The following is a 21,236-nucleotide window of genomic DNA, read 5'->3' as shown; positions in this document are numbered from 1 at the left end:
TCATGGACGCAGTGACCCAGGTCCCCGCTCCGGTCAACGAGCCGGTGCACAGCTACGCCCCCGGTTCCGCCGAGCGCGCCCGCCTCGAGGCCAAGCTCAAGGAGCTGGCCGACAACCCGCGCGAGCTGCCGATGACCATCGGTGGCGTCAAGCGCATGGGCGGCGGCGAGCGCGTCGACGTCGTGCAGCCGCACAACCACAAGTCCGTCATCGGCACCTTCGCCGGCGCCACCCAGCAGGACGCCCAGGACGCCATCGACGCCGCCCTGGCCGCCGCCCCGGCCTGGCGTGCGATGGCCTTCGACGACCGCGCCGCGATCATCCTGCGCGCCGCCGAGCTGCTCGCCGGCCCCTGGCGCGAGACGCTGGCCGCCTCCACGATGCTCGGCCAGTCCAAGACCGCGCAGCAGGCCGAGATCGACACCCCCTGCGAGCTCGTCGACTTCTGGCGCTTCAACGTCGCCTACGCCCGCCAGATCCTCGCCGAGCAGCCGCCGGCGAACTCCCCGGGCGTGTGGAACCGACTGGACCACCGCCCGCTGGAGGGCTTCGTCTACGCGATCACGCCGTTCAACTTCACGGCCATCGCGGGCAACCTGCCCACCGCCCCCGCCCTCATGGGCAACGTGGTGGTCTGGAAGCCGTCCCCGACCCAGACCCACTCCGCCGTGCTCCTGATGGAGCTCCTGGAGGAGGCCGGTCTGCCGAAGGGCGTCATCAACCTGGTCACGGGCGACGGCATCGCCGTCTCCGAGGTGGCCCTGAACCACCGCGACCTGGCCGGTATCCACTTCACCGGTTCGACCAAGACCTTCCAGCACCTGTGGAAGACGGTCGGCAACAACATCGAGTCGTACCGCTCGTACCCGCGGATCGTCGGCGAGACCGGTGGCAAGGACTTCGTCGTCGCCCACCCGAGCGCCGACCGCGCGATCCTGAAGACCGCGCTGACCCGTGGCTCCTTCGAGTTCCAGGGCCAGAAGTGCTCCGCGTCCTCGCGTGCGTACGTCCCGGCCTCCATCTGGAACTCGGGCTTCAAGGAGGAGTTCGCGGCCGAGGTCGACGGCATCAAGATGGGTGACGTCACCGACCTGTCGAACTTCATCGGCGCCGTCATCGACGAGCGTTCGTTCGCGAAGAACAAGGCCGCGATCGACCGCGCGAAGGCCGACGCCTCCTGCACGATCGTCGCCGGTGGCACCTACGACGACTCGGAGGGCTACTTCGTCCGTCCGACCGTCATCGCGTGCACCGACCCGGAGAACGAGGTCTTCACGACCGAGTACTTCGGCCCGATCCTCGCCGTCCACGTCTACGAGGACGAGAAGTACGAGGAGATGCTGGCGCAGATGGAGTCGGTGTCGGCGTACGCGCTGACCGGCTCGATCATCGCCGGTGACCGTGCGGCTGCGGCCGACGCGATGGAGAAGCTCCGCTTCGCGGCGGGCAACTTCTACATCAACGACAAGTCGACCGGCGCCGTCGTCGGCCAGCAGCCCTTCGGCGGCGGCCGCGCCTCGGGTACGAACGACAAGGCCGGCGCCCCGCAGAACCTGATGCGCTGGACGCTGACCCGCGCGATCAAGGAGACCCTGGTCCCGCCGACCGAGTACGGCTACCCCCACATGGGCTGATGCCCCCCCGGGCCGCCCTGAGGCCCACCCCTGACACCGCCCCCCTCCTGGACCCCCAACCCAGGACGGGGGCGGTTCTCATTGCGCGGGCTTACGCTGCTGGGAAGGGGAGGGCTCGACGAGGAGGTACGACATGCCTGGTTCGACGACGCTCAAGGCCGGCCACGGGGTCGACGCGATCGAGCACCTCGACGCGCAGCGGCTGACGTCCCTGATGAAGGAGCTGCACCGGCTGCTGACCGAGCCGGGGCCCGACCGGCTCACGGACGCGCAGGTCGCGACCCTGGAGGAGGCCGAGGGCCACCATCGTGAGGGCTTCGCCGACTGGGTGGAGCGCATGGCCCGCGACCTGGAGAAGGCTACGGCCTGACGCCCGCCCGCCGCGTGAGGAAGTCTCCGATCAGCTCGGAGATCACCGGCGCGTGCGTCTCCAGGGCGAAGTGTCCGGTGGGGAGGAGATGGACTTCCGCGTCCGGGAGGTCGCGGAGGAAGGCCTTCGCGCCCGCGGGGACGAACACCTCGTCCCCCTCGCCCCAGACGGCGAGCAGCGGGACCTCGGTGGTGCGGAAGTACTCCTGGAAAGCCGGGTAGAGCGCGAAGTTGGAGCCGTAGTCGGCGATCAGGCCCAGCTGGACGGCGTCCTGGCCGTCGCGGGCCATCAGGGCGGCGTCGTGGTGCCAGGCGTCCGGGCTGAGCAGCTCGCGGAACTCGGCCGGGACGCCCGTCTCGTACTGCCACTTGATGCCGTCGAGGGAGCGGATCGCGCGGACCGGCGCCTCGGTCTCGGGGGTGCGCTCGGCGATCAGGGCGAGGACCGGCGCCCAGGCGTCGGCGCCGAGGCCCTCCTCGTACGCGTTCCCGTTCTGCGTGACGATCGCGGTGACGCGCTCGGGGTGGGCGAGGGCGAGACGGAGGCCGATGGGGGCGCCGTAGTCCTGGATGTAGAGCGCGAACCGGTCGAGGCCGAGGGCCTCGGTGAACTCGGCGGTGAGGGCGGCCAGTTCGGCGAAGGTGTAGTCGAAGTCCGTGGCCGACGGCGCCGCGCTCCGACCGAAGCCCAGGTGGTCGGGGGCGACGAGGCGGAACCGGTCCGCGAGGCGGGGGATCAGGTCGCGGAACATGTGCGAGCTGGTCGGAAAGCCGTGCAACAGGAGCAGGACGGGCGCGTCGGCGGGGCCGGCCTCCCGGTAGAAGATCTCGTGGCCCCGGACGGTGACGGTGCGGTGGTGGACCTGCTGCTCCGTGCTCGACATCTCTAACCCCTTGGCGTGGCGTGAGTGGTTATGAGGTGAGTCAAGCAATCCTTGCCTAACCTGTCAAGTGAATTTGAGGGGTTAGAGATGGGGTGGGTCGGGCGCGGCACACTAGGGGCATGACCGACTCACTCCACACCGCCCCCACCCACGAAATCGGGCCCGAACGGCTCCGTGCCGTACGGGAGATGCTCGACGCCGCCTTCGGTGGCGGGTTCTCCGACGAGGACTGGGACCACGCCCTCGGCGGCGTCCACGCCTGGATCGAGGACGAGCGGGGCGTCGCCGCCCACGGCAGCGTGATCATGCGGCGCGTGCTCCACGACGGCCGGTCGTACCGCGTCGGCTACGTCGAGGGCGTCGGAGTGCGCGGCGACCGGCGCCGCGAGGGGCTCGGCGGGCTCGTCATGGCCGAGCTGGAGCGGGTGATCGACGGGGCGTACGCGTTCGGCGCGCTCTCCGCGTCGGACGACGGGGCCGCGCTCTACGCGGCGCGCGGGTGGCGCCTGTGGCAGGGCCGGATCGAGGCGCTCGGGCCCGAGGGGATCGTCCACCTGCCCGACGAGGAGGATTCGACCTATGTCCGGTCGGCGGGCGGCCGGAGGCTGCCCGGGCAGGCCGCCGCGCTCGTCTTCGACTGGCGCGACGGCGACGTGCTCTGAGGCGACGACCGTTACGACTTCGGGGGCGTGCCTTCCGTCGCGTGCTCCGCGGCGACGCGGCCCCGCTCCGTCTCCAGCTTCGACGTGACCAGGCCCGACACCAGGGCGCCGAGGCCCATGAGCAGCATGACGTACCCCGGCAGTCCGAGGGTCAGGCAGGCGGCGGCCGACATCATCATCCAGACGCCGAGCAGCGCCTTGCCGCGGCGGCTCAGGAAGAGCCACTGCGCGGGCGTCGCCGGCAGGGTGTCCAGCGCGCCCGCCGGGCCCGCGCTCGCCGCCTTGGGCCGCTTGAAGTAGCCGTACACCATCCACTCGCCGCACAACTCCCAGCCCTCGGGCGAGAGTTCGGCGAGCACCTGGTCCTTGCGCCGGCCCCTGACCACCTCACGCCGGTACTCCCAGCGCAGCGCCTGCCCCGGAGCGCGGCGGCAGACGAAGCGGCCGACGGAGTCGAGCGACTCGACCTCCCAGCCCTGGTCGCCGTGGACCGCCAGCATCCGCCGGTCGTTGAAGAGGTCCGCCGTCCACGTCCAGCTCTCGGCTGCCTCCTCGGGCTCGCCGGGCGGTGGTACGACGCCGCCGAGCTGCGCTGCGAACGCGGCGGCCGGGCCGAACTCCTCCTCGGCGGCCGTCCCCGTCTCCGTGAGGTGCGCGCGCAGATCGGCCACGGTCGAGGCGATCTGCTCCTCGGGCACCTCCGCCGTGCGCAGGGCCTCGGCCAGCTCCTCGAAGTAGGTGTCGGTCGTCATGATGTCGTTCCCCCTGGGTGCAGCATGGTCTGTACGGCGCGGTGGAAGCCCAGCCAGGCCCCGCTCTCGGTCGCGAGCTCCTCGCGGCCCCGCTCGGTGAGCCGGTAGTAGCGGCGCCCGGGCCCGCGCTCGGCGGCGCGGAACTCGGCCTCGACGAGGCCGGCCTCCTCCAGTCGGTTCAGGACCGGATAGAGCGTCCCGCCCTTGATCTCGCCGAGTCCCGCCCGGTCGAGCGCCTTGGCGATCTCGTACCCGTAACTCTCACCGTCGGTCAGGCAGGAGAGGACGAGCAGGTCGAGGACTCCCTTGAGCCAGCTGGATCTGCGGTCTGCGGCCATGGCTGCATTCCATCACCACCTAGGTAGGAATGCAATCTAGGTGGGTCGGCTAGCTGGATCGGGCCACCAGCATCTTCCCGGTGTTCTCGCCGCGCAGCATCCCCAGGAAGGCGTCCACGATGTGCGCGAAGCCGTCGACGACCGTCACGTCCAGCGGCAGCCGCCCGCTGCGCAGGTGCGGGACGGCGAACGCGTACAGCTCCTCCTGTGCGTCCGCGTGGTTGCTCACCAGGAAGCCTTCGAGCCGGATGCTCTTCTCGACCAGGTCGAAGAGGTTGCGCGGGGCCGGCGGGGGAGCGGAGAGCGAGTGGTACTGGGCGACGGCGCCGACCCAGGCGATCCGGCCGTGCTCGCGGAGCGCGGCGATCGCCGCCTCCAGATGGTCCCCGCCCACCCCGTCCAGCACGGCGTCGACCCCGGTCGGGGCCGCCTTCGCCAACAGCTCCGTCACCGGCCCCTCGTGGTAGTCGAAGGCGGCGTCGAAGCCCACCTCCTCCGTCAGGTACGCGACCTTCCGCGCCGAACCCGCGCTGCCCACCAGCCGTCCCGCGCCGAGCAGCCGCGCGAATCGGCCCGCCGCCGTGCCGACCCCGCCCGCCGCGGCCGAGACGAACAGGTCCTCGCCCGGCTGGAGGCGCGCGATCCGGGTCAGGCCGACGTACGCCGAGAGGCCCGTACCGCCCAGGACGCTCAGGTGCGCGGCGAGCGGCACGCCGTCGAAGTCCGGGACGGCGCGCACCTCGTCCGGTGCGACGACGGAGTGCGTACGCCAGCCCTTGCGGTGCAGGACGAGGTCGCCCGGAGAGAGCGCGGGGGTGCGGGAGTCGAGGACCCGGCCCAGGGTGCGGCCCTCCATGGGGGAGTTCAGGGTCCACAGGAAGTCCCCGTCCATCGCCTCGCGGTGGTACGGGTCCACGGACCAGAGGAGGTTCTCGACCAGCGCGGTGCCGGGCGCCGGGTCGGGCACCGGGGCCTCGACGAAGGCGAAGTGGTCCGGGGTGGGGAAGCCGTCGGGGCGGGCGGTCTGGTGGACGGTGATCATGGTGGCGTCGTGCGTCATGGGGCGACCGTAGGAAGGAATCCGGAAGCCGGGCAGTAGGTTGCTCCGATGGATCGCGCCGATCCATCGAAGCCGCTCATAGTCCGAGGTGAGAGCCGTCATGACCGACCTTGCGCCGCACGAACTGCGCATCCTCGTGGCCGTCGGGAGCGAGCGCGGCTTCTCCGCGGCGGCCGCGGCGCTCGGCATGACGCAGTCCGCCGTCTCCCACTCGGTGCGCACCAGCGAGCGGAAGCTGGGCGCGGTCCTCTTCGAGCGGGGGCGTACCGGAGCCACGCCGACGGCCGCGGGGGAGGTCGCCCTCGCGCACGCGCGGCGGGTGCTGCGGCTGCTCGACGTGATGCGGGCCGAGGTGCGGGGTGTCGACGTGCGGGGTGCCGAGGCGGGCGCGGTGGCCGGGCCGCTGCGGATCGCCGCCTTCCGCAGCGCCGCACTGCATCTGCTGCCGCGCGCCCTGGAGCGACTGGCAGCCCGCCATCCGGGCATCGCCCCGGAAGTGCGGATCGTACGGGAGCTGGGGCCCGGGACCGCGGGCGAAGTCCTGGAGGGGCGGGCCGACCTCGGCATCGCGACGATCGGGACGACGTCACCCGTGCCGCCGCAGCTGGTCGGGGGCGTGCTGGTCGAGGAGGGGTACGCGCTGGTGCACCCGGCCGGGCACGGGGCGCCGCGCTCGCTGCCGCTCGTCGACTGGGCGGAGAACTGCACCTCGTACACGCGCCGGTGGTGGGCCGAACAGGACTGGCTGCCGGCGGCGACCGTCGAGGCCGAGGACGACGGAGCAGTGCTCTCGATGGTGAGCAGTGGTTTCGGCATGGCCGTGATGCCGGAACTCTCCCTGATCGGAGCACCGCCCTCGGTGGAGATCACCGATCTCGGTCCGGAGCGCCCGACGCGGTCCGTCGGCTATGTCACCACCCCTGAGCTGGCGAAATCCCTCACCGTGCGGGCGCTGATCCGCGAGCTGAGGGCTGTGCGGCAGCCGGAGCGAGTCGATCACCGTCTCAGATAGTAGGAAGTCCGAGTAACTGTGGAGACAGATGCGCCCGGCTGTCCTAGCTTTGTAGGAGCCGAACGTCTCGCTCCATCAGCGAATGGCGGTCGTGAGCGCGCTGCCCCTGTGCAGGCAACCCCTGCGGGCCCGCTCCCCGCCCCTTCCGGCGCCTTCGATCACCACTGATCTCGGATCACCACTGATCTCAAGGAGTCGATCCCCCATGGCCGCTGAGACCGCCCGTCGAGTCCGCCACTCCGTCGCCCGCCCGAGCGCCGACGACGCCCGCAAGAACGCCGCCGCCGCCCTCCAGCGCGCCCTCGACCGCCGTGACAACGGCGGCTCGACCGGCCACTGACCGCCGCCGCACCCCGTCGTGGTGCCCACGCTCGCCGAGCGCGGGCGCCACGCGGGCGCGCCGCCGCAGCGCAATGCGCCGCGAAGCGACCCGCCCGCCGTCCGCATCGTGGACAATGAGTGTCAGTCGATGGGACGAGGAGTAGGGTGCCGACATGTCTCACAGCATCAATCTCGCAGTCATTCCCGGCGACGGCATCGGCCAGGAGGTCGTGGCCCAGGGGCTCAAGGTCCTCGCTGCCGCGCTCCCGCAGGATGTGAAGCTGGAGACGGAGGAGTACGACTTCGGCGCCAAGCGCTACCACGCGACCGGTGAGACCCTCACCGACGCCGACGTCGAGAACCTCAAGCGCCACGACGCGATCCTGCTCGGCGCGATCGGCGACCCGTCGGTCCCGTCCGGTGTGCTGGAGCGCGGCTTCCTGCTGAAGCTCCGCTTCCTCTTCGACCACCACGTCAACCTGCGGCCGTCGAAGCTGCTCCCGGGCGTCTCGACCCCGCTCAAGGGCGCGCCCGAGATCGACTTCATCGTGGTCCGCGAGGGCACCGAGGGCCCGTACACCGGCAACGGAGGCTCGATCCGCACCGGCACCCCGCACGAGGTCGCCACCGAGGTCTCCGTCAACACGGCCTTCGGTGTCGAGCGCGTCGTCCGCGACGCCTTCGCCCGCGCCCAGGCCCGCCCGCGCAAGAAGCTGACGCTGGTCCACAAGAACAACGTCCTGGCGTACGCGGGTCACCTCTGGACCAACATCTTCAACAAGGTGGCCGAGGAGTTCCCCGAGGTCACCACGGACTACCTGCACGTGGACGCGGCGACGATCTTCCTCGTCACGCAGCCCGAGCGGTTCGACGTGATCGTCACCGACAACCTCTTCGGCGACATCATCACCGACCTCGCCGCGGCCGTCTCCGGCGGCATCGGCGTCGCCGCCTCCGGCAACATCAACCCGAGCGGCGAGTTCCCGTCCATGTTCGAGCCCGTCCACGGCTCCGCGCCCGACATCGCGGGCCAGGGCAAGGCCGACCCGACGGCCACCGTGCTCTCCGTCGCCCTCCTCCTGCGCCACCTCGGCTACGAGACCGAGGCCGGCCGCATCGAGGCCGCCGTCGCCGCCGATCTGACCGAGCGCGGCGACTCCGTCCGTACGACGGACGAGATCGGCGACGCGCTCGCGGTACGCGTAGCGAGCTGACCCGCCGACTGAACGACACACAGCCGCCGGGTCGCACTGAGCGCCCGGCGGCTGTACCTATGCGGTCGCAGGGTGCCACCATCAACCCTGGACCGCATCACACCGTTTCCCGCACGGCCCTCCACGGGCGATAATCGAACGTGGGGCCGCGGCATGCGGGAAAGCTCGGACGTCCTAGCAGAGCACTGATAGCGGCGTGAGCGCGGTCCGTCACACACAACCGGTGAAGGACTACCACTGATGACGACGACGCCCACGATCGAGCTCAAGCCCTCCTCCAGCCCGCTGTCCGACGCGGAGCGCGAGGCGATCCTGGCCAACCCCGGGTTCGGCCGCCACTTCACCGATCACATGGTGACCATCCGGTGGACCGAGGGCCGCGGCTGGCACGACGGCCAGCTCGTGCCGTACGGCCCGCTCTCCCTCGACCCGGCGACGAACGTCCTGCACTACGCCCAGGAGATCTTCGAGGGCCTGAAGGCCTACCGCCGCCCCGACGGCTCCGTCGCGACCTTCCGCCCGGACGCCAACGCCCGGCGCTTCCAGGCCTCCGCGCACCGGCTCGCCATGCCGGAGCTGCCCGTCGAGACCTTCATCGAGGCGTGCGACGTCCTCGTCCAGCAGGACAAGGCGTGGGTCCCGGCGCACGGCGGCGAGGAGTCCCTCTACCTGCGCCCGTTCATGATCGCGACCGAGATCGGCCTCGGTGTGCGGCCGGCGAACGAGTACCTCTTCGTCGTCATCGCATCGCCGGCCGGACCGTACTTCCCCGGTGGCGTGAAGCCCGTCTCCATCTGGCTCTCCGAGGACCGCGTCCGCGCCGTCCCGGGCGGCATGGGCGACGCCAAGACCGGCGGCAACTACGCGGCCTCCCTGCTGGCCCAGGCCGAGGCCGCCGGGAAGGGCTGTGACCAGGTCGCCTACCTCGACGCCGTGGAGCACAAGTGGGTCGAGGAGCTCGGCGGGATGAACCTGTACTTCGTGTACGGGGACAGGATCGTCACGCCGACGCTCACGGGCTCCCTCCTCGCGGGCATCACCCGTGACTCGCTCCTCCAGCTGGCCAAGGACCTCGGCTACACCTCCGAGGAGGGCCGGGTCTCCATCGACCAGTGGCAGGCCGACAGCGAGAACGGCACCCTCACCGAGGTCTTCGCCTGCGGCACGGCCGCGGTCATCACGCCGGTCGGCACGGTGAAGTCGGCGCGCGGCGAGTGGCAGCAGTCGGGCGGGCAGCCCGGCGAGGTCACGATGAAGCTCCGCGACGCGCTGCTGGCCATCCAGACGGGCAAGTCCGAGGACGTGCACGGCTGGACGCACCAGCTGGGCCAGTAGTCGGCAGCTCTGTCGGCAGTTCCCTCGACTAGTCGACCAGGACCTCCGGGGCCGTCCGCGCGGCGCGCGCGGCCCCGGAGGCGGGCGTCAGTACGGCGTACAGCGCGCCGCCCACCAGTCCCGACAGCACGAAGCTGCAGTCGATCCCGCCCGTCAGGGCCAGCAACGGCCCCTCGTACAGCGGCGTCGACACCGCCGCGAGGCCCACTCCCGCACCCAGCGCCCAGGAGACCGTCGCGCGCGGGTGCCAGCCGGCCGTGTACCAGTACGCGCCGCCCCGCGCCCGGCGGTTGTAGACCTGGAGGGCCTCCGGGTCGTACGTGCCCTTGCAGCGCGCGTGGCCGATCAGCGTGATCACCGCCCACGGTGTGCCGATCGCCGTGAGGAGCAGGACGAACGAGGTCATCGCCGACTGCGCGTCCGAGGCGAAGTGGCCGAGGAAGACGAAGGCCGTCGCCACCGCCGCCACCACGAGCGTCGCCCGCGCCCGGGTCGCCCGGGGCAGGATCGCGTCCAGGTCCAGGCCCATCGAGTACAGCATCAGACCCGCGTTGCCGACTGTGCCCGCGGTCGCGGCGAGCAGCAGCGGCAGCACGTACCAGGCGGGGGAGGCCGCGACGAGCGGGCCCGCGTAGTCGAGGGCGCCGCGCGCGGCCAACGCCGTGTACGTACCGAAGAGCTGAGGGATCAGCAGGCCGGCGACCAGGCCGATACAGGTGGTCCGCCAGACGGTCCTGGAGCTGTACCGCGCGGGGGACATGTAGCGGGTGTAGTCGCCGAGCAGCGTGATGAAGGCGACCGGCCCGCTGAGCCCGGCCGCCACCGCCGCGAGCACCCACGTCGGCCAGAACGAGCCGAGCAGATACGGGGTGTCGGCCACCGGGGCCGTGGTGAGGTCGCCCCCGTACGCGACCAGGCCGAGGCCGAGGAGCAGGGTCATGCCGATGGCGAGCGCCTTGCTGAGCCGGAGCAGCAGGCCGTAGCCGTACACCGCGCCGACCACCGTGCAGGCGGCGAGCACCGCGTAGACCACCGCGTGCGTGGCGCCGCCGGTGGGCAGGCCGGTCAGCCGGGCGAGCGTGCCGACCACGACGTCCCCGCCGATCCACAGCGTCAGGGCCGTGTAGCCGAGGGAGAGCAGTAGGCCCACCACCGAGCCGACGAGCCGGCCGCGTACGCCGAAGAAGGCGCCGCTGGAGGTCGAGAGGTTGGTCGCGGTGCGCAGCGAGACGAGCGCGAGCGGGGCGGTCACGGCGACGCCGACGAGCGTGCCGGTGACCACGGCGCTCACGGAGGCCCAGAGGCCGAGGCCGAAGGAGACCGGCAGCCAGCCGAACACGATCACTCCGAGGCAGAGGTTCGAGCCGAGGAGGATGGCCAGGAGGTCACGCGGGCCGCTGGTGCGTTCCGCTTCGGGGATGGTGTCGACTCCGCGCTGTTCGATCGGCATGGGCGCTCCTGCGGGGCAAGCGGGCGGACAGATGTCAGGGCCAGATGTCGGAGACAGGTGCCGGGGGCAGGTCTCGGAGGACTGGTTCGCGAGTGCGTTTTAGAGTGGCGCTCAATGTGACGCACTACCGACGTGTACGTCAATCCTTGGATACCTCGCGTTCACGGTTTAGAGTGTCGCTCAAACAGGAGGTGTGTGGACGTGCGACTGACCCCCACGGAACGCGACCGGCTGCTGCTCTTCGGCGCCGCCGAACTCGCGCGGGCCCGCCGGGCCCGGGGCCTTCGGCTCAATGTGCCGGAGGCGACGGCCCTCATCGCGGACACGGTCTGCGAGGCGGCCCGCGACGGCCGACGGCTCGCCGAGGCGATCGCCGCGGCCCGGTCCGTGCTGGGCCCCGACGACGTGCTGCCGGGTGTGGCCGATGTCGTCACCGAAGTGCATGTCGAGGCCGTTTTCGACGACGGCTCGCGGCTCGCGGTCGTCTCCGACCCGATCGGCGGCCCCTCCCTGGGCGACGGCGCCCCGGGCGCGCTGCTGCCGGGCCCCACCGAGGCCGAGGAGCCCCCCGCGGTGGTCCTCACGGTCCGCAACACCGCGACCGTGCCGGTCAGCGTGACCTCGCACTTCCACTTCTTCGAGGCCAACCCGCGCCTGGACTTCGACCGCGCCGCCGCCTACGGCATGCGGCTCGCCGTCCCCGCCGGGTCCTCGTTCCGCTTCGACCCGGGCGGTGAGGCGGAGGTCGGCCTTCTCCCGATCGGCGGCGCGCGGATCGCCATCGGTTTCGCGGGCCTGGTCGACGGCCCGCTGGACGCGCCCGGCGCGAAGGACGAGGCCCTGCGGCGCGCGGCGGCCTGCGGCTACCTGGGCGTGCAGCTCACCGAGGAGGGCGAGTGATGGACCCGTACGAGTACGCATCGGTGCACGGACCCCGTGCGGGCGACCGGGTCGTCCTGGGCGACTCCGGGCTCGTCGTCCGGGTCGAGTCCGACTCCCAGAAGCCCGGCGACGAGTTCCTGGCCGGCTTCGGCAAGACCGCGCGCGACGGACTTCACCTCAAGGCAGCGGCTGTCCGCGAGACCTGTGACGTCGTGATCAGCAACGTCCTCGTCATCGACGCCGTCCAGGGCATCCGCAAGGTGTCGATCGGTATTCGCGAGGGCCGGATCCACGCCATCGGGCGCGCGGGCAACCCGGACACCCTCGACGGTGTCGACGTGGTCGTCGGCACCGGCACGTCGATCGTCTCCGGCGAGGGGCTCATCGCCACCGCCGGTGCCGTGGACACCCATGTCCACCTGCTGTCCCCGCGCATCATGGAGGCCTCCCTCGCCTCTGGTGTCACCACCATCATCGGACAGGAGTTCGGTCCTGTCTGGGGGGTTGGCGTCAACTCGCCATGGGCCCTCAAGCACGCCTTCAGCGCGTTCGACGCCTGGCCGGTCAACATCGGCTTCCTGGGCCGGGGTTCGTCCTCGGATCCGGCGCCGCTGGTCGAGGCGCTCGCCGAGGGCGGGGCGTCCGGGTTCAAGGTCCACGAGGACATGGGCGCCCACACCCGCGCCCTGGACACCGCGCTGCGGGTGGCGGAGGAGCACGACGTGCAGGTCGCGCTGCACAGCGACGGTCTGAACGAGTGTCTGTCCGTCGAGGACACGCTGAAGGTCCTGGACGGGCGGACGATCCACGCGTTCCACATCGAGGGCTGCGGCGGAGGCCACGTACCGAACGTGCTGAAGATGGCGGGCGTGCCGAACGTCATCGGCTCGTCCACCAACCCCACGCTCCCCTTCGGCCGTGATGCCGTGGCCGAGCATTACGGGATGATCGTCTCCGTCCACGACCTGAAGACCGACCTGCCCGGCGACGCCGCCATGGCGCGCGACCGGATCCGGGCCGGGACGATGGGGGCGGAGGACGTCCTGCACGACCTGGGCGCGATCGGGATCACCTCGTCCGACGCGCAGGGGATGGGAAGGGCCGGCGAGACCGTACGCCGGACCTTCGCCATGGCCGGGAAGATGAAGGCCGAGCTGGGCCCGATGGAGGGCGACGGCGCGCACGACGACAACGCGCGCGTGCTGCGTTACATGGCCAAGCTGACCATCAACCCGGCGATCGCCCACGGCCTCGCGCACGAGATCGGCTCGATCGAGGTCGGCAAGATGGCCGACATCGTGCTCTGGCGGCCCCAGTACTTCGGGGCCAAGCCCCAGATGGTGCTGAAGTCCGGCTTCCCCGCGTGGGGGGTCGTGGGCGATCCGAACGCGGCGACCGACACCTGCGAACCGCTCGTGCTCGGGCCGCTGTTCGGCGCCCACGGGGCGACCCCGGCCGACATCTCGGTCGCGTTCGTCGCCCAGGCCGCCGTCGACCTCGGCTCCGACCGGCTGCCGACCCGGCGCCGTCGTGTCGCCGTCCGCGGGACCCGGGGCATCGGCCCCCGTGACCTGCTCCTGAACTCCCGTATCGGCCAGGTGGGGGTGGACGGCCGGACCGGACTCGTGTCGCTGGACGGCGACCCGATCCGCTCCGAACCGGTCGAATCCATGTCCCTGAACCGTCTCTACTTCCTCTGAGGACTCCTCCCATGACCTTCCGAATGCCCGCCGAGTGGGCCCCGCACGAGCGCACGTGGATGGCCTGGCCCGGCCCCAACCCCACCTTCACCAACGACGAGGAGCTGACCGCGGCCCGCACCGCGTGGGCCTCCGTCGCCCGCGCCGTACGCCGCTTCGAGCCGGTCACGGTCGTGGTCGGCCCCGGCCAGTTGGACTCCGCGCGCGCCCTGCTCGGCGACGCGATCAACCTGGTCGAGCGGGAGCTGGACGACGCCTGGATGCGCGACATCGGCCCCACCTTCGTCAGCGACGGCACCGAACTGGCCGCCGTGAACTGGGTGTTCAACGGCTGGGGCGCGCAGGACTGGGCCCGCTGGGAGCACGACTCCAAGATCGCCTGCCACGTCGCCGACCTCGCGGGCGTACGGGTGGTCAACAGCCCCCTGGTCAACGAGGGCGGCGCGATCCACGTCGACGGTGAGGGAACGGTCCTGCTGACCGACACCGTCCAGCTCGGCCCGGGCCGCAACCCCGAGTGGAGCCGCGCCGAGGTCGAGGCGGAGATCCACGCCAAGCTCGGCACGACCAAGGCGATCTGGCTCCCGCACGGCCTGACCGGCGACTACGGGATGTACGGCACCCAGGGCCACGTCGACATCGTCGCGGCCTTCGCCCGGCCCGGCACCGTGGTCGTCCACAGCCAGCAGGACCCGGCCCACCCGGACTACGAGCGCTCGCGGATGTACGTCGACATCCTCAGCCGCCAGACGGACGCCAAGGGCCGGCAGCTGGAGGTCGTGGAGATCCCCGCCCCGACCGTCCTGAAGGACGAGGAGGGCGACTGGGTCGACTACTCGTACATCAACCACTACCTCTGCAACGGCGGCGTGGTCCTGTGCGGCTTCGACGACCCCAACGACGAGATCGCGGCGGGCATCTTCCGCCGCCTGTTCCCGGAGCGGATCGTCACGCTCGTCGACGCGCGCGCGATCTTCGCGGGCGGGGGCGGCATCCACTGCATCACCCAGCAGCAGCCGAAGGTCTGACCCGCGGCTCCGGTCGGCGACGGCCGCACGCGGGGCGACCGCGTGCGGCCTCGTCGCCTCCCGGGAGCAACGGGTCCGCGACACCGAGGCCGAGACGATCGGGTAGAACGTACGAGTGAGCAGCATCAGCCCGAATTCCTCCGCTTCCTCCTCCGGGTCCTCCCCGGCGTCCTCCGCCGCCGCGCGCCGCCGTCGCAACCAGGCGGCGCCGCCCCGGGAGGACGTCCTCGCCGCCGCCATGGCCACCGTCGCCGAGCGCGGGCTCGACGGGCTGACCATGGCCGGGCTCGGGCGCGAGGTCGGGATGAGCAGCGGGCACCTGCTCTACTACTTCCGCACCAAGGACGAACTGCTGCTCCAGACCCTGGAGTGGAGCGAGGGCCGGCTCGGCGCCGAGCGCAGCGCCCTGCTCTCCCGGCCCGGAAGCTCCGCCGAGCGGCTCGACGGCTACGTCGACGTCTACGTGCCGGACGGGCCCCGCGACCCGCACTGGACGCTCTGGCTGGAGGTCTGGAACCGCTCCCAGAACGCCGACGACGACGCGCGCGCCCGGCAGGCCGCCATCGAGGGCGCGTGGCACCGCGACCTCGTCGCGCTGATCGCCGAGGGCGTCTCGCGCGGTGAGTTCCGGCCCGTCGACCCCGACCGGTACGCCACCCGGATGCGCGCCCTGCTCGACGGGTTCAGCGTCCACGTCGCGGTCGGCATCCCCGGCACCAGCCGCGAACAAGTCCTGGCCCACGTGCGGGAGTTCGTGGCGGAAACCCTGCTGCTGCGACCGTAACGTACGCAAGTAGACCTGATCGTTGCCGCGTACACCCTTGTTGCGCCCGCCGCACGTCCGGCACGGTTCCGGATCATGGGACGAGAGCACTGGAAGAAGATCTGGGTCGGGTCGGCCGGCAACATGGTCGAGTGGTTCGACTGGTTCGTGTACGCGAGCTTCGCCACCTACTTCGCGGGGGCGTTCTTCCCCGAGGGCAACGACACCGCCAAGCTCATGAACACCGCCGGCATCTTCGCCGTCGGCTTCTTCATGCGCCCCGTCGGCGGCTGGCTGCTCGGCCGCGTCGGCGACCGCAAGGGCCGCAAGGCGGCGCTCACCCTGACCGTGACGCTGATGTCCGCCTCCGCCGTACTGATCGCCGTCGCCCCGACGTACTCCGTCGCCGGGTACGGCGGCGCGGCGGTCCTGCTGATCGCGCGCCTCCTCCAGGGCCTCTCGGTCGGCGGCGAGTACGCGGCCAGCGCGACCTATCTGACCGAGGCGTCGGCGCCGCAGCACCGCGGCTTCGCCTCCAGCTTCCAGTACGTCTCGATGACCGCGGGACAGATCCTCGGCCTCGGCCTCCAGATCGTCCTCCAGCGCACCATGTCCGCGGAGGCGCTGCACAGCTGGGGCTGGCGCATCCCGTTCATCATCGGCGCGCTCGGCGCGGCGGTCGTCTTCTACCTGCGGCGGAACATGCTGGAGACGGAGGTGTACGAGGAGACCGCCGACGACGGCGTGGCGCAGGGCGAGAAGGGCACGATGAAGGCGCTGTGGGCGCACAGGCGGGAGGCGTTCCTGGTCATCGCGCTCACCATGGGCGGAACGGTGGCCTACTACACGTACACCACCTATCTGACGAAGTACCTCTCCAACTCGGCGGGTCTGCCGAAGCAGACGGCGACCCTGGTCTCCTTCTGCGCGCTGATCGTCTTCGCCTGCCTGCAGCCGCTCGCCGGCCGTCTCTCGGACCGGATCGGCCGCCGGCCGCTGCTGATCACCTTCGCGCTCGGCTCGACCTTCCTGACCGTGCCGATCATGACGATGCTCCAGCACGCGGGCTCCTTCTGGCCGGCGTTCGGCCTCTCGCTGCTCGCGCTGGTCGTCATCACCGGCTACACGTCCATCAACGCGTGCGTGAAGGCGGAACTCTTCCCGACCGGCATCCGCGCGCTTGGCGTCGCCCTCCCGTACGCCATCGCCAACGCCCTCTTCGGCGGCACGGCGGAGTACGTGGCCCTGTGGTTCAAGGACGCGGGCATCGAGTCCGGCTACTACTGGTACGTCGCGGGCTGCGCGGCGGTCTCGCTCATCGTGTACCTGACGATGCGCGAGACGCGGGACATCGACCTGGGGAGGGTCGGGCGGCAGGAGCGGGAGCGCGAGCCGCTCGTCAAGGAGGGCGCTCGGCAGGGCTGAGGACCGGTGCACCCCGGGGTCGGTGCAGGTCCCGGGGTCACTGCTGCGAGGCCGCCTCCAGCCGCTGCTGGAGCTTCTGGAGGACTTCGGTCGAGCTGCTGGTGAGCGTGGCCGCGTTGGCCCGTGTCTCGTAGGCGATCACGCTGACCACGGTGGCTCCCTGCCGACCGGTGTGCAGGACGTAGGGCAGGTCGGTTTTCGCGCCCGTGCCGTCCGCCGTCTGGGTGCCCTCCTCGGTCGTCACCTGTTCCAGGCCGGCGACGTCCGGCGCCGTGGCCTGTCGGACGTCCGCCCAGCGCACCTTGTCGAACTGCTGCGTCGGGCAGCGGCGCGTCGTCTCCTGCGAGTCGTCCATGAACGACTCGGCGGTCGCCACGTCCGCGAACACGCGGACGTCGGTGGTCCCGACGAGTTGCGTCTGGTTGTTGACGACCGAGCGGGCGACCGCGGCGAGGGTGCCCGACCGGGCCGCCTGGGTGAACCCCTTGCAGTCCTTCGACACCTCGTACTCGCTCGCGGGGTCCTGTTCGTACGGGTCGCCCCGCTTGTACGCGGGCCCCCAGTCCTCGGGCCGAAGGGCCACGGCGACCGCGAGGGTGTGGGCCCTCGCGCGGGCCGCCTCGTCGTCCAGCGCGACGGAGGACGACGGGGACGTGCTCGCCGCCGACCCGCCGTCATCGTCACCGCCGCCCTGGAGCAGCGCGACCAGCGCCACCGCCAGGCCGAGGGCGACGACCACGCCCGCCCCGGCGATCAGGAGGGTGCGGCGGCGTCGGCCGTCAGGGGGAGGGGGCTCGGAGCCGTCGGGGGGAACAGGGGGTACGCTTCCGCCGCCCGAGCCCGGGGGGACGTTCCCTCCGCCCGAACCGGGCGGCGTGTGCCCACCGCCCGAGCCGGGCGGGATGCTGCCACCGCCCGAGTTCGGGCCGAGTGGCCCGGGGGGTGGGCCCGCCGGTGGGCCGGACGGGGGGCCGGAAGGAGGTCGCGTGGTCATACAAGGACCCGTACCACCCGACCCCTGCCCGCATCCTGAGACCGTCGTCCCGTCACCCGTACAGATGTGGCAGACTGCCCGCGTGCTCGCTACCCCCATGATTATCGGCAGCAGCGCGCCGGTCCGCAGTGGCCACTGAACCGCGACTCCACCCCCGCGGCAGTGGACACCGTGCCCCAGACCCGCGCGCAGACCTCTCGCACCCGCGAGAGGTTTTTTCGTTTTCCGGCCCCACCACCGCCGGAAACGGACAGCGCGTGAGAATGGGGGCAAGTGGATCCAGACCTTCCGGAGCCACATCCGACAGGAGCCATCAGAGCCATGACCACGGAGAACGACGAGAGCTCGCGTCTCGACGACAGCTTCCACGTCTTCGACACGACGCTGCGCGACGGAGCCCAGCGTGAAGGAATCAACCTCACCGTCGCGGACAAGCTGACCATCGCGCGGCACCTCGACGACTTCGGCGTCGGCTTCATCGAGGGCGGCTGGCCCGGCGCCAACCCGCGCGACACGGAGTTCTTCGCCCGCGCCCAGCAGGAGATCGAGTTCAAGAACGCGCAGCTCGTCGCGTTCGGCGCGACCCGCAGGGCCGGCGGCAGCGCCGCCGACGACCCGCAGGTCAAGGCGCTCCTCGACTCCGGCGCGCCCGTGATCACCCTGGTCGCCAAGTCGCACGACCGGCACGTCGAGCTCGCCCTGCGCACCACCCTGGACGAGAACGTGGAGATGGTCCGCGACACCGTCTCCCACCTCACGGCCCAGGGCCGCCGCGTCTTCGTCGACTGCGAGCACTTCTTCGACGGCTACAAGGCCAACCCGCAGTACGCCAAGGACGTCGTCCGCGCCGCCGCCGAGGCCGGCGCCGACGTCGTGATCCTCTGCGACACCAACGGCGGCATGCTCCCCGCCCAGATCCAGGCCGTCGTCGCCACCGTCCTCGCCGACACCGGCGCCCGCCTCGGCATCCACGCCCAGGACGACACCGGCTGCGCCGTCGCCAACACCCTCGCCGCCGTCGACGCGGGCGCCACGCACGTCCAGTGCACCGCCAACGGCTACGGCGAGCGGGTCGGCAACGCCAACCTCTTCCCGGTGGTCGCCGCCCTGGAGCTCAAGTACGGCAAGAGAGTGCTGCCCGAGGGCGCCCTCGCCGACATGACCCGGATCTCGCACGCCATCGCCGAGGTCGTCAACCTCACGCCCTCCACGCATCAGCCGTACGTGGGTGTCTCGGCCTTCGCCCACAAGGCCGGGCTGCACGCCTCCGCGATCAAGGTCGACCCGGACCTCTACCAGCACATCGACCCCGAGCTCGTCGGCAACACCATGCGGATGCTGGTCTCCGACATGGCGGGCCGCGCCTCCATCGAGCTGAAGGGCAAGGAGCTCGGCGTCGACCTCGGCGGCGACCGCGCGCTCATCGCCCGGGTCGTCGACCGGGTCAAGGAGCGCGAGCTCAAGGGCTACACGTACGAGGCCGCCGACGCCTCCTTCGAGCTGCTCCTGCGCGAGGAGGCCGAGGGCCGCGCCCGCCGCTACTTCCGTACGGAGTCCTGGCGCGCGATCGTCGAGGACCGGCCCGACGGCACCCACGCCAACGAGGCCACCGTGAAGCTCTGGGCCAAGGGCGAGCGGATCGTCGCCACCGCCGAGGGCAACGGCCCCGTCAACGCCCTCGACCGGGCGATGCGGGTCGGTCTGGAGCGGATCTACCCGCAGCTCGCCAAGTTCGAGCTGGTGGACTACAAGGTCCGCATCCTGGAGGGCCGCCACGGCACGGAGTCCACGACCCGCGTCCTGATCACCACCAGCGACGGCAACGCCGAGTGGTCGACGGTCGGCGTGGGGGAGAACGTGATCGCCGCGTCCTGGCAGGCGCTGGAGGACGCGTTCACGTACGGACTGCTGCGGGTCGGGATCGATCCGGCGGAGTAAGGGCCGAGGAGAACCGACGCGAAGCCGAGGGGAAACCGAGCGGAAGTCGAGGAGAAGCCGGAAGGTCCTCAATGTCTCGTAGTCACCCTTTAGGGGTAGTTTCGATGGTATGAGGACCAGGCCGTTCCACCTTCTGTCGGCCCTTGCCGGGCTGGCCATGCTGCTGCTCCTGGTCCTGGCCCCCGCCGCGGGGGCCGGGACCACCGGGATCATGGGGATCCCGGACGCCGGCGCGGCCCTGAAGCAGGGGCCGGTGTACGTCGATCCGGGCGCGCGCGACCAGCTCTCGACGGCCGAGGCGGATGCCCTCGCCCAGAAGATCAAGGACGCGGACAAGCCGCTCTTCGTCGCCGTGCTGCCCGCGACCAGCGAGTATCCGCCCCAGAACCTGCTGCGCAATCTGCGTACCGAGACCGGGGTGACCGGGCTCTACGCGGTCCGGCTCGGTGACGGCTTCGACGCGGCCGCCGACCGTACGGTGATGTCCGCGAACGCCGTGGACAACCTGGTCACCGCAGTGCGCCAGCCCGGGGTCGACGCGGCCACCGAGCTGAACAACTTCGTGGACCAGGCCCTGCCGACCCTGCGCGGCACCGCCCCCTCCTCCTGGGGCTCGGTCGGCGCCGACGACGGCGTCCCGGTGGGCGGCCTGATCACGCTCGGCGCGGTCGTCGCCGCGGGCGGCGCGTCCGCGTACGCGATCGCCCGCCGCAAGCGGCTTCGCAAGGAGGCCGAGGAGCGCGAGGCCCTCGACAAGCTGCGGGTCGTCGTCGACGAGGACATCACCGCCTTCGGCGAGGAGCTCGAACGCCTCGACTTCCACCCCGCGGAGCCCGGCGCCGACGACGCGAAACGCGGCGACTACGAGCGCGCCCTCGACTCGTACGACAAGGCCAAGTCCCTCATGGGCTCCGCCACGCGCCCGCACGACGTCAAGCCGGTGACCCAGGCCCTGGACGACGGCCGCTACTCGCTCGCCGTCCTCGCTGCGCGCCGCGAGTCCCGGCCGCTGCCCGAGCGCCGTCCGCCCTGCTTCTTCGACCCGCGCCACGGCCCGTCCCAGGAGGACAGGACCTGGACCCCGGCGGGTGGCTCCGCCCGCGAGGTCCCGGTCTGCGCCGCCGACGCCGCCCGCCTCGACGACGGGCAGGAGCCCATGGCCCGTACCGTCGAGACCTACGACGGCCGCCGCCCGTACTGGGAGGCGGGACCGGCGTACGGCCCCTGGGCCGGTGGCTACTTCGGCGGCGGCATGCTCCCCGGCCTCCTCGTCGGCACCATGCTCGGCTCGATGCTCGCCACCCCGGCCTACGCCGGTGAGTACGGCGGCGGGGAGTTCCAGGGCGGCGACTTCTCCGGAGCCGACTTCAGCTCCGGCGACTTCGGGTCCGGCGACGTCGGCGGCGGTGGCGGCTTCGGGGACTTCGGTGGTGGTGGGGACTTCGGGGGCGGAGGGTTCTAGACGGCCCGCGCCA

General features: G+C 71.5%; 20 protein-coding genes. 14 read left to right on the top strand and 6 right to left on the bottom strand.

Features of this window, described 5'->3' with window-relative positions; all coding sequences use genetic code 11:
• Positions 1-2 precede the first annotated feature (2 nt).
• Positions 3-1,634: an L-glutamate gamma-semialdehyde dehydrogenase gene (gene pruA / locus AB0F56_RS03690; RefSeq protein WP_362003537.1), complete on the top strand. Its 1,632-nt coding sequence runs from the start codon at positions 3-5 to the stop codon at positions 1,632-1,634.
• A gap of 133 nt (positions 1,635-1,767) precedes the next feature.
• Positions 1,768-2,004, top strand: a complete 237-nt coding sequence (locus tag AB0F56_RS03685; RefSeq protein ID WP_362003535.1) for a hypothetical protein — start codon at positions 1,768-1,770, stop codon at positions 2,002-2,004.
• On the opposite strand, the gene AB0F56_RS03680 is transcribed toward AB0F56_RS03685, so the two are convergent.
• Positions 1,994-2,887, bottom strand: a complete 894-nt coding sequence (locus tag AB0F56_RS03680) for an alpha/beta fold hydrolase (RefSeq protein WP_362003533.1) — start codon at positions 2,885-2,887, stop codon at positions 1,994-1,996. The genes AB0F56_RS03685 and AB0F56_RS03680 overlap by 11 nt on opposite strands.
• A 119-nt stretch (positions 2,888-3,006) precedes the next feature.
• Between AB0F56_RS03680 and AB0F56_RS03675 the strand changes: the two genes are divergently transcribed.
• Complete coding sequence (locus AB0F56_RS03675) at positions 3,007-3,549, top strand: GNAT family N-acetyltransferase (RefSeq protein WP_362003531.1); 543 nt, start codon at positions 3,007-3,009, stop codon at positions 3,547-3,549.
• 11 nt (positions 3,550-3,560) lie between these two features.
• Here the strand turns inward: AB0F56_RS03675 and AB0F56_RS03670 are convergent, their stop codons facing one another.
• Genes AB0F56_RS03670 through AB0F56_RS03660 form a run of 3 tightly spaced genes read right to left on the bottom strand, consistent with a single transcriptional unit; the run spans position 3,561 to position 5,699 of the window.
• The gene (locus AB0F56_RS03670) at positions 3,561-4,301 is read right to left on the bottom strand and encodes a hypothetical protein (protein ID WP_362003529.1); all 741 of its coding nucleotides are present in this window, start codon (positions 4,299-4,301) and stop codon (positions 3,561-3,563) included.
• Positions 4,298-4,639 (bottom strand): PadR family transcriptional regulator, encoded by a 342-nt coding sequence (locus tag AB0F56_RS03665; RefSeq protein ID WP_362003527.1) that lies wholly within the window; start codon positions 4,637-4,639, stop codon positions 4,298-4,300. The genes AB0F56_RS03670 and AB0F56_RS03665 overlap by 4 nt, the downstream gene beginning before the upstream one ends.
• 49 nt (positions 4,640-4,688) lie before the next feature.
• Positions 4,689-5,699 (bottom strand): NADP-dependent oxidoreductase, encoded by a 1,011-nt coding sequence (locus AB0F56_RS03660; RefSeq protein WP_362003525.1) that lies wholly within the window; start codon positions 5,697-5,699, stop codon positions 4,689-4,691.
• A 100-nt stretch (positions 5,700-5,799) separates the two neighbouring features.
• On the opposite strand from AB0F56_RS03660, the gene AB0F56_RS03655 reads away from it, so the two are divergent.
• The 4 genes from AB0F56_RS03655 to AB0F56_RS03640 all read left to right on the top strand — a co-directional run bounded on the left by AB0F56_RS03655 (position 5,800) and on the right by AB0F56_RS03640 (position 9,581).
• Positions 5,800-6,711, top strand: a complete 912-nt coding sequence (locus AB0F56_RS03655; protein ID WP_362003523.1) for a LysR family transcriptional regulator — start codon at positions 5,800-5,802, stop codon at positions 6,709-6,711.
• A gap of 205 nt (positions 6,712-6,916) precedes the next feature.
• Positions 6,917-7,051, top strand: a complete 135-nt coding sequence (locus tag AB0F56_RS03650) for a hypothetical protein (protein ID WP_362003521.1) — start codon at positions 6,917-6,919, stop codon at positions 7,049-7,051.
• 154 nt (positions 7,052-7,205) lie between these two features.
• A complete protein-coding gene (locus AB0F56_RS03645; protein ID WP_362003519.1) occupies positions 7,206-8,246 on the top strand; it encodes a 3-isopropylmalate dehydrogenase in 1,041 nt (346 codons plus the stop codon).
• A gap of 240 nt (positions 8,247-8,486) precedes the next feature.
• Positions 8,487-9,581, top strand: a complete 1,095-nt coding sequence (locus AB0F56_RS03640; protein ID WP_362003517.1) for a branched-chain amino acid aminotransferase — start codon at positions 8,487-8,489, stop codon at positions 9,579-9,581.
• Between the two features lie 28 nt (positions 9,582-9,609).
• Here the strand turns inward: AB0F56_RS03640 and AB0F56_RS03635 are convergent, their stop codons facing one another.
• On the bottom strand, positions 9,610-11,031 hold the full coding sequence (locus tag AB0F56_RS03635; protein ID WP_362003515.1) for a cytosine permease: 1,422 nt from the start codon (positions 11,029-11,031) through the stop codon (positions 9,610-9,612).
• Positions 11,032-11,232: 201 nt separating this feature from the next.
• On the opposite strand from AB0F56_RS03635, the gene ureA reads away from it, so the two are divergent.
• The 5 genes from ureA to AB0F56_RS03610 all read left to right on the top strand — a co-directional run bounded on the left by ureA (position 11,233) and on the right by AB0F56_RS03610 (position 16,829).
• Complete coding sequence (gene ureA / locus AB0F56_RS03630) at positions 11,233-11,931, top strand: urease subunit gamma (protein WP_362003513.1); 699 nt, start codon at positions 11,233-11,235, stop codon at positions 11,929-11,931.
• Positions 11,931-13,613 carry an urease subunit alpha gene (locus tag AB0F56_RS03625; RefSeq protein WP_362003511.1) on the top strand — a complete coding sequence of 561 codons (1,683 nt, stop codon included), beginning with the start codon at positions 11,931-11,933 and terminating at the stop codon, positions 13,611-13,613. Before ureA ends, AB0F56_RS03625 begins: the two co-directional genes overlap by 1 nt.
• 11 nt (positions 13,614-13,624) lie before the next feature.
• Complete coding sequence (locus AB0F56_RS03620) at positions 13,625-14,641, top strand: agmatine deiminase family protein (RefSeq protein WP_362003509.1); 1,017 nt, start codon at positions 13,625-13,627, stop codon at positions 14,639-14,641.
• 238 nt (positions 14,642-14,879) lie between these two features.
• Positions 14,880-15,425: a TetR/AcrR family transcriptional regulator gene (locus AB0F56_RS03615; protein ID WP_362004024.1), complete on the top strand. Its 546-nt coding sequence runs from the start codon at positions 14,880-14,882 to the stop codon at positions 15,423-15,425.
• A 75-nt stretch (positions 15,426-15,500) separates the two neighbouring features.
• Entirely contained in the window at positions 15,501-16,829 is a 1,329-nt protein-coding gene (locus AB0F56_RS03610) for an MFS transporter (protein WP_362003508.1), read from the top strand.
• Between the two features lie 37 nt (positions 16,830-16,866).
• Here AB0F56_RS03610 and AB0F56_RS03605 read toward each other — a convergent pair whose 3' ends face one another.
• Positions 16,867-17,568: a hypothetical protein gene (locus AB0F56_RS03605; protein WP_362003506.1), complete on the bottom strand. Its 702-nt coding sequence runs from the start codon at positions 17,566-17,568 to the stop codon at positions 16,867-16,869.
• 576 nt (positions 17,569-18,144) lie between these two features.
• On the opposite strand from AB0F56_RS03605, the gene cimA reads away from it, so the two are divergent.
• Positions 18,145-19,761, top strand: coding sequence for a citramalate synthase (gene cimA, locus AB0F56_RS03600; RefSeq protein WP_362003504.1), 1,617 nt, complete (start codon positions 18,145-18,147; stop codon positions 19,759-19,761).
• Positions 19,762-19,870: 109 nt separating this feature from the next.
• Positions 19,871-21,223, top strand: coding sequence for a hypothetical protein (locus AB0F56_RS03595; RefSeq protein WP_362003502.1), 1,353 nt, complete (start codon positions 19,871-19,873; stop codon positions 21,221-21,223).
• Positions 21,224-21,236: the final 13 nt, after the last annotated feature.

The organism is Streptomyces sp. NPDC026092 (assembly GCF_040638605.1).
In the GTDB taxonomy this organism is placed as follows: domain Bacteria; phylum Actinomycetota; class Actinomycetes; order Streptomycetales; family Streptomycetaceae; genus Streptomyces.
The sequence above is the reverse complement of the archived record's forward strand: the minus strand, read 5'-3'. Positions and strand labels throughout refer to the sequence as shown.

What these genes read in the sequence shown, in the direction of transcription:
- pruA (WP_362003537.1), top strand. Translation starts at nt 3, where the DNA reads ATGGACGCAGTGACCCAGGTCCCCGCTCCGGTCAACGAGCCGGTGCAC.
- AB0F56_RS03685 (WP_362003535.1), top strand. Translation starts at nt 1,768, where the DNA reads ATGCCTGGTTCGACGACGCTCAAGGCCGGCCACGGGGTCGACGCGATC.
- AB0F56_RS03680 (WP_362003533.1), bottom strand. Translation starts at nt 2,887, where the DNA reads ATGTCGAGCACGGAGCAGCAGGTCCACCACCGCACCGTCACCGTCCGG.
- AB0F56_RS03675 (WP_362003531.1), top strand. Translation starts at nt 3,007, where the DNA reads ATGACCGACTCACTCCACACCGCCCCCACCCACGAAATCGGGCCCGAA.
- AB0F56_RS03670 (WP_362003529.1), bottom strand. Translation starts at nt 4,301, where the DNA reads ATGACGACCGACACCTACTTCGAGGAGCTGGCCGAGGCCCTGCGCACG.
- AB0F56_RS03665 (WP_362003527.1), bottom strand. Translation starts at nt 4,639, where the DNA reads ATGGCCGCAGACCGCAGATCCAGCTGGCTCAAGGGAGTCCTCGACCTG.
- AB0F56_RS03660 (WP_362003525.1), bottom strand. Translation starts at nt 5,699, where the DNA reads ATGACGCACGACGCCACCATGATCACCGTCCACCAGACCGCCCGCCCC.
- AB0F56_RS03655 (WP_362003523.1), top strand. Translation starts at nt 5,800, where the DNA reads ATGACCGACCTTGCGCCGCACGAACTGCGCATCCTCGTGGCCGTCGGG.
- AB0F56_RS03650 (WP_362003521.1), top strand. Translation starts at nt 6,917, where the DNA reads ATGGCCGCTGAGACCGCCCGTCGAGTCCGCCACTCCGTCGCCCGCCCG.
- AB0F56_RS03645 (WP_362003519.1), top strand. Translation starts at nt 7,206, where the DNA reads ATGTCTCACAGCATCAATCTCGCAGTCATTCCCGGCGACGGCATCGGC.
- AB0F56_RS03640 (WP_362003517.1), top strand. Translation starts at nt 8,487, where the DNA reads ATGACGACGACGCCCACGATCGAGCTCAAGCCCTCCTCCAGCCCGCTG.
- AB0F56_RS03635 (WP_362003515.1), bottom strand. Translation starts at nt 11,031, where the DNA reads ATGCCGATCGAACAGCGCGGAGTCGACACCATCCCCGAAGCGGAACGC.
- AB0F56_RS03625 (WP_362003511.1), top strand. Translation starts at nt 11,931, where the DNA reads ATGGACCCGTACGAGTACGCATCGGTGCACGGACCCCGTGCGGGCGAC.
- AB0F56_RS03620 (WP_362003509.1), top strand. Translation starts at nt 13,625, where the DNA reads ATGACCTTCCGAATGCCCGCCGAGTGGGCCCCGCACGAGCGCACGTGG.
- AB0F56_RS03615 (WP_362004024.1), top strand. Translation starts at nt 14,880, where the DNA reads ATGGCCACCGTCGCCGAGCGCGGGCTCGACGGGCTGACCATGGCCGGG.
- AB0F56_RS03610 (WP_362003508.1), top strand. Translation starts at nt 15,501, where the DNA reads ATGGGACGAGAGCACTGGAAGAAGATCTGGGTCGGGTCGGCCGGCAAC.
- cimA (WP_362003504.1), top strand. Translation starts at nt 18,145, where the DNA reads ATGACCACGGAGAACGACGAGAGCTCGCGTCTCGACGACAGCTTCCAC.
- AB0F56_RS03595 (WP_362003502.1), top strand. Translation starts at nt 19,871, where the DNA reads ATGAGGACCAGGCCGTTCCACCTTCTGTCGGCCCTTGCCGGGCTGGCC.